At 71.9% G+C, this 14325-nt stretch carries 13 protein-coding genes and 1 riboswitch; of the genes, 6 read left to right on the top strand and 7 right to left on the bottom strand.

What is annotated here, in order from left to right; translation table 11 throughout:
• The first annotated feature begins 76 nt into the window (after nucleotides 1-76).
• Together P3T34_RS06075 and P3T34_RS06070 are read left to right on the top strand one after the other, a co-directional pair.
• Complete coding sequence (locus tag P3T34_RS06075; RefSeq protein WP_280664955.1) at nucleotides 77-760, top strand: ElyC/SanA/YdcF family protein; 684 nt, start codon at nucleotides 77-79, stop codon at nucleotides 758-760.
• A gap of 36 nt (nucleotides 761-796) precedes the next feature.
• Nucleotides 797-2179, top strand: coding sequence for a DNA polymerase IV (locus P3T34_RS06070; RefSeq protein WP_280664954.1), 1383 nt, complete (start codon nucleotides 797-799; stop codon nucleotides 2177-2179).
• Nucleotides 2180-2246: 67 nt separating this feature from the next.
• On the opposite strand, the gene P3T34_RS06065 is transcribed toward P3T34_RS06070, so the two are convergent.
• The gene (locus P3T34_RS06065; RefSeq protein WP_280664953.1) at nucleotides 2247-3725 is read right to left on the bottom strand and encodes an MFS transporter; all 1479 of its coding nucleotides are present in this window, start codon (nucleotides 3723-3725) and stop codon (nucleotides 2247-2249) included.
• Between the two features lie 190 nt (nucleotides 3726-3915).
• Nucleotides 3916-4899 (bottom strand): PRC and DUF2382 domain-containing protein, encoded by a 984-nt coding sequence (locus P3T34_RS06060; protein ID WP_280664952.1) that lies wholly within the window; start codon nucleotides 4897-4899, stop codon nucleotides 3916-3918.
• 171 nt (nucleotides 4900-5070) lie between these two features.
• Nucleotides 5071-5176, top strand: a riboswitch (glycine riboswitch).
• A gap of 235 nt (nucleotides 5177-5411) precedes the next feature.
• On the opposite strand from P3T34_RS06060, the gene gcvP reads away from it, so the two are divergent.
• Entirely contained in the window at nucleotides 5412-8312 is a 2901-nt protein-coding gene (gene gcvP / locus P3T34_RS06055) for an aminomethyl-transferring glycine dehydrogenase (protein WP_280664951.1), read from the top strand.
• An 87-nt stretch (nucleotides 8313-8399) separates the two neighbouring features.
• Here gcvP and P3T34_RS06050 read toward each other — a convergent pair whose 3' ends face one another.
• Together P3T34_RS06050 and P3T34_RS06045 are read right to left on the bottom strand one after the other, a co-directional pair.
• Nucleotides 8400-8591 (bottom strand): DUF5999 family protein, encoded by a 192-nt coding sequence (locus P3T34_RS06050; protein WP_280664950.1) that lies wholly within the window; start codon nucleotides 8589-8591, stop codon nucleotides 8400-8402.
• A gap of 350 nt (nucleotides 8592-8941) precedes the next feature.
• Nucleotides 8942-9541: a hypothetical protein gene (locus P3T34_RS06045; RefSeq protein ID WP_280664949.1), complete on the bottom strand. Its 600-nt coding sequence runs from the start codon at nucleotides 9539-9541 to the stop codon at nucleotides 8942-8944.
• A gap of 348 nt (nucleotides 9542-9889) precedes the next feature.
• On the opposite strand from P3T34_RS06045, the gene P3T34_RS06040 reads away from it, so the two are divergent.
• Nucleotides 9890-11392, top strand: coding sequence for a glutamate-cysteine ligase family protein (locus P3T34_RS06040; RefSeq protein ID WP_280664948.1), 1503 nt, complete (start codon nucleotides 9890-9892; stop codon nucleotides 11390-11392).
• Nucleotides 11393-11466: 74 nt separating this feature from the next.
• Complete coding sequence (locus P3T34_RS06035) at nucleotides 11467-12267, top strand: type II CAAX endopeptidase family protein (RefSeq protein WP_280664947.1); 801 nt, start codon at nucleotides 11467-11469, stop codon at nucleotides 12265-12267.
• A 63-nt stretch (nucleotides 12268-12330) separates the two neighbouring features.
• Here the strand turns inward: P3T34_RS06035 and P3T34_RS06030 are convergent, their stop codons facing one another.
• Together P3T34_RS06030 and P3T34_RS06025 are read right to left on the bottom strand one after the other, a co-directional pair.
• The gene (locus tag P3T34_RS06030; protein ID WP_280664946.1) at nucleotides 12331-13170 is read right to left on the bottom strand and encodes a PhzF family phenazine biosynthesis protein; all 840 of its coding nucleotides are present in this window, start codon (nucleotides 13168-13170) and stop codon (nucleotides 12331-12333) included.
• A gap of 96 nt (nucleotides 13171-13266) precedes the next feature.
• Nucleotides 13267-13497 (bottom strand): hypothetical protein, encoded by a 231-nt coding sequence (locus P3T34_RS06025; protein ID WP_280664945.1) that lies wholly within the window; start codon nucleotides 13495-13497, stop codon nucleotides 13267-13269.
• A gap of 315 nt (nucleotides 13498-13812) precedes the next feature.
• Between P3T34_RS06025 and P3T34_RS06020 the strand changes: the two genes are divergently transcribed.
• Entirely contained in the window at nucleotides 13813-14007 is a 195-nt protein-coding gene (locus P3T34_RS06020; protein ID WP_280664944.1) for a hypothetical protein, read from the top strand.
• Nucleotides 14008-14020: 13 nt separating this feature from the next.
• Here P3T34_RS06020 and P3T34_RS06015 read toward each other — a convergent pair whose 3' ends face one another.
• On the bottom strand, nucleotides 14021-14287 hold the full coding sequence (locus P3T34_RS06015) for a hypothetical protein (RefSeq protein WP_280671848.1): 267 nt from the start codon (nucleotides 14285-14287) through the stop codon (nucleotides 14021-14023).
• Between the last annotated feature and the right edge of the window lie 38 nt (nucleotides 14288-14325).

Below are 14325 nucleotides of genomic sequence, written 5' to 3'. Positions count from 1 at the left end.
CGGGCGGGGAACCGCTCGGGGCCCTGCCGTCGTCCGCCTTCGTGAGTGGATCACCGGGATCCTCGGGGGAGGGCGTATGCGGGCGGTGGCACGGCTGGTGGCCGGGCGGCGCGGACAGCGGCGGGCGTTCCAGGCGCTGGTGCTCTTCTGCGCCGTCGCGCTTGCCCCCACGGCCTGGCTGTACGGCAGCCAGGGCAGCCGGATCCGGACCGTCGCCGATGCCCCGACCGAGCCGGTGGCCGTGGTGTTCGGCGCCGGGGAGGTGAACGGGGTGGCCTCGGACTACCTGGCGCACCGCCTGGACGTCGCGCTGGCGCTCTACCGGGCGCACAAGGTGCAGGCGATCCTGGTGACCGGTGACAACAGCCGGAAGGGCTACGACGAGCCGGGCGTGATGTACACGTACCTGGTGGCCCGGGGCGTGCCCGCGGTGCGGGTGGTGCGGGACGACGCCGGCTTCGACACCTGGGACTCCTGCACCCGGGCCCGGCGGATCTTCGGCGTCGACCGCGCGGTGCTGGTCAGCCAGGACTACCACGTGCGCCGGGCGCTGGCGGACTGCCGGGCGGCCGGGATCGACGCCTACGCCGTCGGCGCCGCCGAGACGCACGACGCCACCTGGTACTACGGCAACCTGCGGGAGATCCCGGGAGCGGGCGAGGCGGCGCTGGACGCGCTGTTCCACCCCGACCCGGCGCTGCTGGGCCGGCCGGAGAGCGGTGTGGCGCGGGCGCTGGCGGACGCGGCACGACAGGACTGACCGGGTTCTGTCGGACCCGTGCGCGATGATCGCAGCGTGCGGACAATGCCGAGCATCATCCATCTCGACATGGACGCCTTCTTCGCCTCGGTGGAGCAGGCGGCCAAGCCGAGCCTGCGCGGCAAGCCGGTGATCGTCGGCGGTCTGGGCGGCCGAGGGGTGGTCTCCACCTGCTCGTACGAGGCGCGGGTCTTTGGTGTGCACTCCGCGATGGCGATGGCCACCGCGCGCCGGCTCTGCCCGAACGCGGCGTTCCTGGTGCCGCGGTTCACCGCCTACCGCAGCCTGAGCGAGCAGGTGATGACGATGGTGCGCCGGCTCTCGCCGCTGATGGAGCAGCTCAGCGTGGATGAGGCGTACGTCGACCTGGAGGCCGGTCCGTACGGTCCCGCGCTGGAGGCGGCGGGGGCGGGCGAGGCGGTCGAGCTGATCCGGGCGATCGCCCAGGACCTGCGGGCCGACATCAAGGAGCGGACCGGCCTGACCGCCTCGGTGGGGGCGGCCGGCTCCAAGCTGATGGCGAAGATCGCCTCGGAGCAGGCCAAGCCGGACGGGCTGGTGCTGGTGATACCGGGCCAGGAGCGCACGGTGCTCGGTCCGATGTCGGTGCGGGCGCTGCCGGGCGTGGGCCCGGCCACCGAGCAGGTGCTGCGCCGGGTGGGCCTGAACACCGTCGCCGACATCGCCGAGCTGCCGCAGAAGGAGCTGGTGCAGCTGCTCGGCAAGGCGCACGGGGTCGGGGTCTCGCTGATGGCGCGCGGGCTGGATGAGCGTCCGGTGGTGCCGGACCGGGACGCCAAGTCGGTCTCGGTGGAGGACACCTTCGCGGTCGACCTGGCCGACCGGGCGGTGGTGCTGCGCGAGCTGGACGTGCTGGCCGCGCGGTGCGTGCACCGGCTCAAGGCGGCGGGGCGCTCGGGGCGGACGGTGGTGCTCAAGGTGCGCCGCTTCGACTTCAGCACGCTGACCCGCTCGGAGACGCTGCGCGGTCCCACCGACGACGAGCGGGTGATCATGGGGACGGCGCGCCGGCTGCTCTCCCAGGTCGACATCACGGGCGGGATCCGGCTGCTGGGGGTCGGTGTCTCGCAGCTGGCCGAGTTCACCCAGGAGGACCTGTTCGCGCAGGCTGCGGCCGAGGCGCAGGAGGAGGCGGCGGAGGCGGAGCCGTCGGCGGGCGAGGGGCCGCCGGAGCCGGCGGCAGCGCCCGAGGCGGCGTCCGCGCACCGGATGTGGCTGCCTGGCCAGGACGTGACGCACCAGGGCTTCGGCCCCGGCTGGGTGCAGGGCAGCGGGGTCGGCCGGGTCACCGTACGGTTCGAGACGCCGGACAGCGCGCCGGGCCGGGTGCGGACCTTCCTGGTGGACGATCCGCTGCTGGCGCCCTCCGACCCGCTGCCGTTGCGCCCGCCGTCCTGAGGGCCGGCACAGCACTGCGGCGCCACCCGGTGGTCCGGGGGGCGCCGCAGTGGGGGAGTGCTGTTGGTCAGGCGCCGGTCGTGACCGGCTCGCGGTCGGCCTGGCCCGCGGCGGCCGGGGCGGCCGGGCGGATCTGGCGGATCGCGAAGGGGACGGCGGCGGCGACCAGGCAGACCACCGCGGCGACCCAGTAGGCGTGCTTGTAGGCGTCCAGGGTCGGGATCTGGATCGGCAGCGGGATCGGCAGCTTCATGGTGTCGCCGGTCAGGATCGCGCCCATCACCGCGGTGCCGATGGCGCCGCCGACGGTGCGCAGCACCGCGTTCATGCCGTTGGCGATGCCGCTCTGCTCGGCCGGGACGGCGCCGTTGATGTAGGCGGGCATCGCGGCGTAGGCCATGCCCACGCCGAGGCCGAAGACCGCCGAGGCGAGGTAGATGTTCCACTGCTGGCTGTGCTGGAGGGCCAGGAAGATCATCGAGGCCGAACCGAACACGCCGCCGAGCACCAGCGGCAGGCGCGGACCGCGCCGGGCGATGAGCAGGGCGCCGAGCGGGGCGGCGACCATCGAGCCGAGGGCGGAGGGCAGCAGCATGACGCCGGCGTGCAGCACGGTGGCGGTGAAGCCGTAGTGCGCGATCTTCTCGGGCGTCTGGGTGAAGTTGCTGATCACCAGGAACGAGCCGTACATCCCGAAGCCGATGAGCAGGCCGGAGATGTTGGTGAACGCGACGGCCGGGCGGGCCATCATCTTCATGTCGACCAGCGGGTGGCTGACCCGGGTCTCGATGATGCCCCAGATCAGGGCGATCACGGCGGCCACGGCGAACAGGCCGAGGGTCTTGTTGGAGGTCCAGCCCCACTCGTTGCCCTGGCTGACGGCGATCAGCAGCGCGGAGAGCCAGCCGGCCAGGGTGATCGCTCCGAGCGGGTCGGCGCCGCCGGCCTTGTCGACCACCGGGTCCTTGGGGACGCGCAGGGCGACCAGGGCGAGCGCGATCAGACCGAAGACCAGGCCCATCCAGAAGATGGACTTGTAGTTCCAGTGCTCCAGCAGCAGGCCGGTGGCCACCAGGCCCAGGCCGCTGCCGACGCCCATGCTGGCGCTGATCGCGGCGACGCCGCCGGTGACCTTCTGCTTGGGCAGCTCGTCGCGCACGATGCTGATGGCCAGCGGCAGCACGCCACCGCCGGCGCCCTGCAGCACGCGGGCGACCACGAGCCAGGTGAAGGAGTGGGTGCACACCGCGAGGCCGGAGCCGAGCACCAGGCCGCCGAGCGAGATGAGCAGCATCGGCTTGCGGCCGCGCAGGTCGCCGAAGCGGCCGAGCAGCGGCGTGAGGACGGCGGCGGAGAGCAGGTTGGCCGTCATCAGCCAGGTGATGGTGGAGCCGTGGACGTTCAGCTCCCGGGCCAGCGACGGCAGGATCGGGACAACCGCCGTCTGCACCACGCTGAACGCCAGCATCGCCAGTACCAGGGCGGGGAGCACCCGGGAGGTGCTCTGCTTCTCGGCCGTCGCGGTGGGCTGTGGTGCCTCACTCACGGTGAATCCTCCAGTGCATGTGCTTCGAGCGAGCTGCTTGAAGCTGGTGAAAGTCAATGAACTGAAGTAACCATGCCGAGAATGCTTCACCATGTCAAATATCTACCGGTGAATCTTCTCCCCCCAGGGAACGGACATGCCACGGCCCGGACCTGACGGTGCAGGTCCGGGCCGTGGCGGTGGCTTTCGGCTAGGTGGGGCCGCCGTCGTGGATCTCCACCTGCTCGCGCCGCAGCTCGTCGCGGACCACCTCTTCCTCGGTGTACCGCTCGACCATCAGCCGCACCCGCTCCATCGGCGCGACGTACTTGCGGACGACCGGACGCTCCTCGTGCAGCGTCACCTCCTCCACCGCCTCGAGGATCTCCTGCTCGGAGAGGGCGGCCTGCTCGGCCTCGCCGACCGGCACCCGCTCCACCCGGACCCGCTCGCGGACCACCGGCACCCGGCGCTCCACCGCCTCGGTCACCACGTACTTGCGCAGGCGTGCGGTGCCGATCACGTGCCACTCGTTGGTGATCTCCAGACGCTCCTCGCGCAGCGTCAGCTCGACCGGGCCGGGTGGCGGCATGGTGGCCCGGCTGTGGGTGGCGTCGGTGGCAACGGCCGCCGTGGTGGCGGCCTTTGGTGCGGTGGCGTGCACGGGGTCGGGGGTGGTCGTCCGGCTCTGGCTGACCGGCTTGTCCAGGCCGACGGTGGGCGGCGGGGCCGTGGCCGAGGCGGCGTGCGACGTCGAGGTGGCGTTCGCCAGCGGGCGGGCCATGGTGGTCGCGGCCCCCGCCGGGACGGCGCCGAAGTCGAGATCCTCCTGCTTGCGCCGGCCGGCGGCCACGGGCTCGGCGCTCGCCGGGCGGGCGGCGCCGGGGGAGTCCAGGCCGTAGTAGCGGTAGAGCTGGAGCTCCTGGGCGGGTGACAGGTGCTGACCGACGCCGAAGTCCGGGGAGTCCTTGATCAGCGACTTGTCGTAGGGGACCCGGAGTTCCTCGCCGGAGAACTCGCTGGTGGTCAGCGGGACGAAGGCGTCCCGCCCGAAGATCCCGGTCCGCACGGCGGCCCACTCCGGCTCGCCGGTCGCGTCGTCGAGGTAGACCTCGTCCACCGTGCCGATCTTGTCGCCGTTGCGGTCGACGGCCTTGTGGCCGATCAGGTCTCGGGGGTCGATGTCGGTATGCACGCTATTCCTCCTGTGGGCTGCTACGGCCTCCGTTCACACCAAAAGCCATGAACCGGACAGCGGCGAGCGGAGCGCCGCCGTCCGGGCGTGAACTGGGCTGTTCAGGTGAGTGGTCTCGCTCACCTCAGCGGTGATCGAATGCGTCTCCGCTGGTACCCTGGGCGCGACCGCCGAACCCGCTCGGGAGAGTCCTCGCCCCTCGAAAAGGAGGGGATCGAGGCGCCGAAGGAGCAACTCCTCCCCGGAATCTCTCAGGCATCCGTACCGTGTGGGATAGGTCACTCTGGAAAGAAGGGCAGGACCGCCGGCGAGGGAGCCGACGGCCACCACCCTCACCGACGGTGCAAGCCGACGGGGCGACCGCCCCGCGCGGGCGAAGCTCTCAGGTCCCGATGACAGAGGGGGAGGCCTGTCGGGCTCGTCCGTCCCAGGGTCGATCCGCTGCGCGCAGCGGCGACGGCCTACCGGCGTGCGTGCCCCCGCCGGTCCGTGACCAGGAGGCCTCGACCACCATGAATGCCCAGCCGACCGCCGGTCGCCCCCACAGCTCCGCCACGCTCAGCGAGCTCGAGCAGGCCAGCCCCTTCGAGTCGCGCCACATCGGCCCCGACAGTGCCGCGCAGGCCAAGATGCTGGCGCACGTGGGCTACAGCTCGCTCGACGACCTCTCCGCCGCCGCGGTGCCCGAGGCGATCCGCAGCATCACCGGTCTTGACCTGCCCGACGGCCGCAGCGAGGCCCAGGTCCTCGCCGAGCTGCGCGAGTTGGCCGGCCGCAACCAGGTGCTCACGCCGATGATCGGCCTGGGCTACTACGGCACCTTCACGCCGCCGGTGATCCTGCGCAACGTCATGGAGAACCCGTCCTGGTACACGGCCTACACGCCGTACCAGCCGGAGATCTCGCAGGGCCGCCTGGAGGCGCTGCTCAACTTCCAGACCGTGGTCTCCGACCTGACCGGTCTGGACACCTCCGGCTCCTCGCTGCTCGACGAGGGCACCGCCGCCGCCGAGGCGATGGCGCTGGCCCGCCGGGTCACCAAGGTCAAGGGCGGTGTCTTCCTGGTCGACGCCGACACGCTGCCGCAGACCATCGCGGTGATCCAGACCCGCGCGGAGCCGACCGGTGTCGAGGTCGTCGTCGCGGACCTGTCCGGCGGCATCCCGGCCGAGATCGCCGAGCGCGGCGTCTTCGGCATGCTGCTCCAGTACCCCGGCGCCTCGGGCGCGGTGCGCGACCTGAGCGCCGTGATAGAGCAGGCGCACGGCCTGGGCGCGGTCGTCGCGGTCGCCGCCGACCTGCTGGCGCTGACCCTGCTCAAGTCCCCGGGTTCGCTGGGCGCCGACATCGCCTGCGGCACCTCGCAGCGCTTCGGCGTCCCGATGGGCTTCGGCGGCCCGCACGCCGGCTACCTGGCCGTGCGCGCCGAGTACGCCCGCAACCTGCCCGGCCGCCTGGTCGGCGTCTCGGTCGACGCCGACGGCAACCGCGCCTACCGGCTGGCCCTGCAGACCCGCGAGCAGCACATCCGTCGCGAGAAGGCCACCAGCAACATCTGTACCGCCCAGGTGCTGCTCGCCGTGATGGCCTCGATGTACGCCGTCTACCACGGCCCGGACGGCCTGGCCGACATCGCCCGCCGCACCCACCGCTACGCCGCCGCGCTCGCGGCCGGCCTGCGCGCGGGCGGCGTCGAGCTGCTGCACGGCGAGTTCTTCGACACCGTCACCGCCCGCGTCCCGGGCCGCGCCGCCGAGGTGGTGGCCGCCGCCCGCGAGGCCGGCGTCAACCTCTACCAGGACGGCGCCGACCTGGTCTCGGTCTCCTGCGACGAGACCACCACCCGCGAGCACCTGGACGCGGTGTGGAGCGCGTTCGGCGTGATCGGCGCCGAGGTGGACGAGAGCGCCGACGTGCTGCCCGCCGCGCTGCTGCGCGAGGACGAGTACCTCACCCACCCGGTCTTCCACAGCCACCGCTCGGAGACCTCGATGCTGCGCTACCTGCGCCGCCTCTCGGACCGGGACTACGCGCTGGACCGCGGCATGATCCCGCTGGGCTCGTGCACCATGAAGCTCAACGCCACCACCGAGATGGAGGCGGTCACCTGGCCGGAGTTCGGCCAGCTGCACCCCTTCGCCCCGATCGAGCAGGCGCAGGGCTACCTGACGCTGATCCGCGAGCTGGAGCAGCAGCTCGTCGAGGTCACCGGCTACGACGCGGTCTCCATCCAGCCGAACGCCGGTTCGCAGGGCGAGCTGGCCGGCCTGCTGGCCGTCCGCGCCTACCACCACGCCAACGGCGACACCCAGCGTGACGTCTGCCTGATCCCGGCCTCGGCGCACGGCACCAACGCGGCCTCCGCCGCGATGGCCGGCATGCGGGTGGTCGTGGTCAAGACGCTGACCGACGGCGACGTGGACGTCGAGGACCTGCAGTCCAAGATCGAGAAGCACCGCGACGAGCTCGCGGTGCTGATGGTCACCTACCCGTCCACCCACGGCGTGTTCGAGACCCAGATCACCGACATCTGCGCGGCCGTGCACGAGGCCGGCGGCCAGGTGTACGTGGACGGCGCCAACCTGAACGCGCTGGTCGGCCTCGCCAAGCCGGGCAAGTTCGGCGCGGACGTCTCGCACCTGAACCTGCACAAGACCTTCTGCATCCCGCACGGCGGCGGCGGCCCGGGCGTCGGCCCGGTCGCGGTGCGCGCGCACCTCGCGCCGTACCTGCCCAACCACCCGCTGCAGAGCGAGGCGGGCCCGGCCACCGGCGTCGGCCCGATCTCGGCGGCGCCGTGGGGCTCGGCCGCGATCCTGCCGATCTCCTGGGCGTACGTCCGGCTGATGGGCGGCGAGGGCCTCAAGCGCGCGACCCAGGTCGCGGTGCTGAACGCCAACTACATCGCCAAGCGGCTCGCGCCGTCGTTCCCGGTGCTCTACACCGGCCCGGGCGGACTGGTCGCGCACGAGTGCATCATCGACCTGCGCCCGCTCACCAAGGCGACCGGCGTGACCGTGGACGACATCGCCAAGCGTCTGATCGACTACGGCTTCCACGCGCCGACGATGTCCTTCCCGGTGGCCGGCACGCTGATGATCGAGCCGACCGAGTCCGAGGACCTGCACGAGATCGACCGGTTCTGCGCCGCGATGATCGAGATCCGCGCGGAGATCGAGAAGGTCGGCAGCGGCGAGTGGGACGCGGTCGACAACCCGCTGCACCACGCTCCGCACACCGCCGCCACGATGGCCGGCGACTGGGCGCACGGCTACTCGCGTCAGGAGGCGGTCTTCCCGGCGGGTGTGAACCCGGCGGACAAGTACTGGCCGCCGGTGAGCCGGATCGACGGCGCCTACGGTGACCGCAACCTGGTCTGCTCGTGCCCGCCGATGGACGAGTACGACGCCTGAGTGGTCCGGCAGGCATGACGTGGGCCCGGCGGAAGTCCTTCCGCCGGGCCCACGGTGCGTTCGGGGAGGCTGGGGCCTGTCCGGGCGCTAGGCGGCGATCGCCAGCGGGCGGTGGGGTGCGATCACCCGGCCGTCGGGCAGCAGCTCGCCGGTGTCCTCGAAGAGCAGGACGCCGTTGCAGAGCAGGCTCCAGCCCTGCTCGGGGTGACGGGCGACCGGGATGGCCGCTTCCCGGTCGGCGGACTCGGCCGACGGGCACTCAGGTCGGTGCTGGCACATCTTCGTACCTCGCTCTGTTCGCGATCCTCGCCCCCGCAGCGGCGCCGTGCCCCAGGGGGCCGCGTTGCCGTGCCGATGATCGGATCCTGTCCGGCCGGCCCAGGTGTGAGTCGGCAATTCAGTGGGTAGGAAGTCTGTCCTTCCACGCTGGTTCCCAGTGTCGGTGTCCTGGGGCGATCCCGCAGCGGTTTGGTGACTTGCGCCACAACTCCGGGGCAGAGATCACCCATTCAGATGGTCTGCGGGGCCTTGGGATGACGAACGGGCCACCCGGTCGGTGATCCGACCGGATGGCCCTGGGTAGCCCGTTCGGGCAGTGCGCCAGAAGTCAGTGCAGACCGTTGAGTGCGCTAGAAGGCCGGGACGGCGGCCAGCGGTGCGGCGGCGGCGACCGTGGTCGTGGTGGGCCGGGCGAGCAGCGCGAGCAGTTCGGCGGCGGGGTAGGCGCGGTGGGCGGTGACGCCGAGCGGTGCCGGCGCCAGGGGGATCAGCAGATCACCGTCCGGTGCGGTGTCGGTGGAGTGCAGCCAGAGCGCGGTGGCGTAGTGGCCGGGCATCGACAGCAGCCGGGGCTGGTGGCGGGAGCGCAGCGGGTGGGCCAGCTGCCAGGCCTGTGCGAGCGCCTGCACGGTGGAGTCCAGGTAGGGGCCGGCGGCGAAGTGCGAGAAGGTGTGGCCCTCCGCGGCCCGCACCACCTCGGCGGCGGCCACCACCTCGCCGCCGTGCTTGATCAGGAATCGCCAGCCCGTCCGCGGCGCCGAGTCCAGCGCGCGCGTCGTGCCGGCTCCTGGCGGCAGCTGGTGCACGGCCAGGGGATGGGCCGGCAGCAGGGGGCCGGTGGGACTGCGCAGCGGGCCGGCCCCCGACTGCCGCAGCGCGGCGTCGGAGGTCAGCGCGGCCAGGACGGCGCGCAGGGCACTGGGCGGGGGCTGGGGCGTTTGCAGGGTCATGGCTGGTCGCCTCTCCGTGCGAGATCGGCGTGCGAATGCGGCATACCGGCGTGGCGCGACAGGGCCGGGTCCGGTTGGGCGTGATCGCGTGGCTGGGCGCGGGAGTGGACTCCGCGGCACGCAAGGGGGCCGGGCCGGCTCGGGGCCGGATCGGCTTGCAGCGCGCAGTCTACTCGAACAAGTGCGCAGGGTGACCTGTTTATCACCTTCCGTTCGGACCGGCAAGTCGGGGAACGGCTGACGCATCGTCAGCTCCCGTGTGGTGCACGGCATTCACCCGCATCGGGTATCGATCTTCCGGCTGGGCATGATGCATGCACGGTGGATCCGGCCGAGGAGGGCACACCCATGGGGGAGAAGGTCGTCGCGAGTCGTGCGGACCTGTCGGACCGGCAGCAGTACCGGCGCAAGCTGCAGTCCTGCCTGGAGGCACTGGAGCGGATGCTGCGCGAGGGCCGGTTCGACCGCCCGAGGGCCATGATGGGTTTGGAGATCGAACTGAACCTGGCCGACGAGCAGGGCCTGCCGGTGATGCGCAACACCCAGGTGCTGGGTGCGATCGGTTCCAGCGACTTCCAGACCGAGCTGGGGCAGTTCAACATCGAGGTCAACATCGCCCCGCACCGGCTGACCGGCCATGTCTTCGAGGAACTGCGCGAGGAGATCGACACCGGACTGCGCTATGCCGACCGGCAGGCCGCCGCGGCCGGGGCCCGGATCGTCATGGTCGGAGTGCTGCCGACGCTGGGCGTCGAGCACACCGGCCTGGACGCGATGTCGCACAACAACCGCTACACCCTGCTCAGCGACCAGATCATGGCCGCCCGCGGCGAGGACATCGCGCTGGACATCGAGGGCGTCGAGCATCTGATGCTCGATTCGGTGTCGATGGTGGCCGAGGCCGCGGCGACCTCCTTGCAACTGCACCTGCAGGTCACCCCCGACCGCTTCGCCTCGGTCTGGAACGCGGCCCAGACGATCTCCTCCGTGCAGGTGGCGCTCGGGGCCAACTCGCCGTTCCTGTTCGGGCGGGAGCTGTGGCGGGAGACCCGGCCGGTGCTCTTCCAGCAGGCCTGCGACACCCGTTCGGCCGAGCTCAAGGCGCAGGGCGTACGGCCCATCACCTGGTTCGGCGAGCGCTGGGTGGACTCGGCGCTGGAGCTCTTCGCCGAGAACCTGCGCTACTTCCCCGCGCTGCTGCCGATCTGCGACGACGAGGACCCGATCAAGGTGCTGGCCTCCGGCGGGGTCCCGCAGCTCGCCGAGCTGCGCCTGCACAACGGCACCATCTACCGCTGGAACCGCCCGGTGTACGACGTCGCCGGCGGGGTCGCGCACCTGCGGGTGGAGAACCGCTGCCTGCCGGCCGGCCCGACGGTGGCCGACACCCTGGCCAACGCCGCCTTCTACTACGGGCTGGTCCGCGCGCTGGGCGAGCAGCCCCGGCCGGTCTGGAACCGGTTGCCCTTCGACCGGGCGGACCGCAACTTCGAGACCGCCGCCCGCTACGGCATCGAGGCGTCGCTGGCCTGGCCCCGGCAGGGACGGGCGGGCCGCGGCGGGCTGACCGAGCTGCCGGTGGTCGACCTGGTGCTCGGCGAGCTGCTGCCGCTGGCCCACCAGGGCCTGGACGAGTGGGGCGTGCAGCCGGCCGACCGGGACCGCTACCTGGGCATCATCGAGCAGCGCTGCCTGCGCCGCACCAACGGCGCGTCCTGGCAGGCGGCCACCGTGCACCTGCTGCGCGAGCGGTACGGGATGGACCGCGCGGCCGCGCTGGCCAGCATGACGCGCCGCTATATGGAGTACTCGCGCAGCGGGGAGCCGGTGCACAGCTGGCCGGTGGCGTGAGGTGGCGTGAGGTGGTCTGAGGTCGCCAAGGCCGTACAGGGGCGTCTCATCCCGGTGTGACAGGATCATCGGCCATGACGATCGCACCGACCGAGCACCCCGCGGACGCCCAGCCGTGTCCCCCGTCGCGCAGACTGCTCGGGATCGAGCTGCTCATCGTCCTCGGGCTCTCGCTGGGCGCCAGCGGGCTCGGCGCGGTGATCAGCTTTGTCGACTCGGCGACCAGGAAGACGGCGCTCGCCCAGCAGATCGCGCCGCTCAACTCCTCCTTCGCGCCGGGTCGACCGTGGATCGACCTGGCCTGGCAGCTCTACTACATCGGCCGCGGCCTGATGCCCGTGGTGCTGGTCGGGTACCTGCTGGTGCGCGAGGGCAGTTCGCTGCGCGCCATCGGCTTCGACCTGCGACGCAAGCTCAGCGATCTGGGGCGCGGAGCGACAGTGGCCGCGGTGATCGGCGGCTCGGGGCTCGCGCTCTACCTCGGCTCGCGGGCGGCCGGCTTCAACCTCACCGTCGTCCCCTCCGGCCTGCCGGACGTCTGGTGGCGGATCCCGGTGCTGATCGCCTCGGCGTGCCAGAACGCCGTGCTCGAAGAAGTGGTCGTGCTCGGCTACCTGGTCCGCCGACTGGGCCAGCGCGGTTGGGGATGGCCCGCCACGGTGGCCGCCAGCTCGGTGCTGCGCGGCTCGTACCACCTGTACCAGGGGGTCGGCGGGCTGGTCGGCAATATGGTGATGGGCGCCGTCTTCTGCCTGCTGTACCGCCGTTGGGGGCGGGTGATGCCGCTGGTGGTGGCCCACGCGCTGATCGACACGGTGGCCTTCGTCGGCTACGTGCTGCTGGCCGGGCACGTCAGCTGGCTGCCCACCGGCTGACGTCCGGCGGGGTGACGTCCGGCGGGGTGACGACTGGCGGGGTGACGACCGGCGGCCGGCGGCTCAGGGGGTGCTGTGCAGGATCCCGTCCACCACGGTGACGGCGTGGCCGGAGAGCAGCACCCGGTCCCCGTGCAGCCGGCAGCGGATCAGGCCGCCGCGGGGCGAGGCCTGGTAGCCCGTCAGGGTGTCGTCGAGGCGGTCGAGCCGCTCGGCCCAGAACGGCGCCAGCGCGGTGTGCGCGCTGCCGGTGACCGGGTCCTCGGCGACACCGGCGGCGGGCGCGAAGTAGCGGGAGACGAAGTCGTAGCCGCCCGAGGGGTCCTCGGCGCGGGCGGTGACCGCGATGCCGCCGGTGTCCTGGCGGGTGATGCCGGCGAAGTCGGGGGCGAGCCCGCGCACGGAGTGCTCGCTGCGCAGCAGCACCAGCAGGACGTCCAGCGGTCCGGTCGTCCAGCAGCCGGTGACGCGCGAGCCGAGCGCCTCCTCCAGGCCGGCCGGGATCTCGGCGGGCAGCAGGGGGGCGGCGGGGAAGTCCAGGCAGACGGTGCCGTCGCCCGGGGCGGTGGTGGTCAGCACCCCGCTGAGGGTGGTGAAGCGGGCCGGGCCGCTGTCGATCAGGCCCTCGGAGCGCAGCGCGTGTGCGGTGGCCAGCGTGCCGTGGCCGCAGAGCGCTACCTCGGTCATCGGGGTGAACCAGCGCAGTGCCCACTCGGCTCCGACCTGGGCGGCCTGCTCGGCGGGCAGCGGACGGACGAACGCGGTCTCCGAATGCTTCATCTCGCGTGCCACCTGGCGCATCCACTGCTCGGCGGGCCACTCCGGCCCCTCCAGCAGGCAGACGGCGGCCGGGTTCCCGGCGAAGGGGCGCTCGGTGAACGCGTCGATGATTTTGATCCGCATCCGCTGAGCTTAGACCGACCGGCAAATGGTGAGTGGGCGGGGAGCGGCCGCTCCCCGCCGATCCGGCAACCGGCAGGGGCCAGTCGGCTCCGGGGCCTAGAAGAAGTCGCCGTCGATGATCTCCTCGCGCTCGACGATCTCCTCGCGGCCACCGCCGAACAGGCCGTCGAAGAGGCCCGGACGCTCGATGATCTGCTCGCGCTCGATGATCCGCTCGCGACCGAAGCGGTCGCGCTCCACGATCTGCTCGCGCTCGATGATCTCCTCGCCGCCGAAGAGGCCGCGGTCGCGCTCGATGAACTCCTCGCGCTCATAGAACTCGCGCACGATGTCTCCCTGTCTAGGTGCGTGTTGCTGACGATCCGACACGCGAGACCATAACGCACCCGGCTGAGGGCCTTCGCGGCACCTCGGCTCCGGCGGCCGGCCGCTGTCGATCATGGATCGGGCAGGTCACGGCCGTACTGGCCGAACGGGTGACAGGTTCCATGGGATGGGTGCAACGAACTGGCGCACGAGCCGTGCGTGCCGTACATCTGGCGCTGCTTCGTCAACGAAGTACCAATCCTCTGTTGCCTCTGGAGAACTGACCCTGCCGGTGACCATCTGGACGCTCAAGGTCGGATCTTCTACCCCGGCGGGATGACCCTCGATCAGGCCAGCACCTCCACCCACATCGAGCTCGTGCCCACCTGGATCCGGCTCGTACCGCAGCCCGGCTACTCGGTCGGCGTCCATGTGAACGGCGCGGAGGTCAGCCCCGAGACGCTGCTGGCCTACACCACCCCGGCCGAGGTCATCGCCAACGGCCGGCCGACTCCATGTTCGGCGCGCTGACCCCGAGGTTCGACTACATCCCCTCCTGATCCGGGCGGGAGCCGCCCGGCTCACCGGCCGGGCGGTATCCGATGGGAGTGAGCGGGCGGATCCGCGCGCTGTCGAAGAGATCCAGCGCCCTGGGCAGTGGGCCGGCGTCGTGGTGGTGCAGCGCGGACCAGAAGAGGTCGCCGGGCAGGGCGTCCTCGGGTGCGTAGACGCGGTAGGTGTAGCGGCGGCCGTCGACGCCGGCCAGCTCGACCAGCCAGCAGGCGTCGACTGGTGCTGACGCATCGTCAATAGTGAAGCAGAGAACGGCTCTTGGCAACGGGTCTCCCT

The organism is Kitasatospora sp. MAP12-44 (genome assembly GCF_029892095.1).
GTDB lineage: Bacteria > Actinomycetota > Actinomycetes > Streptomycetales > Streptomycetaceae > Kitasatospora.
Note: the sequence above shows the minus strand (reverse complement) of the source record. Positions and strands in the feature narration are given on the sequence as shown.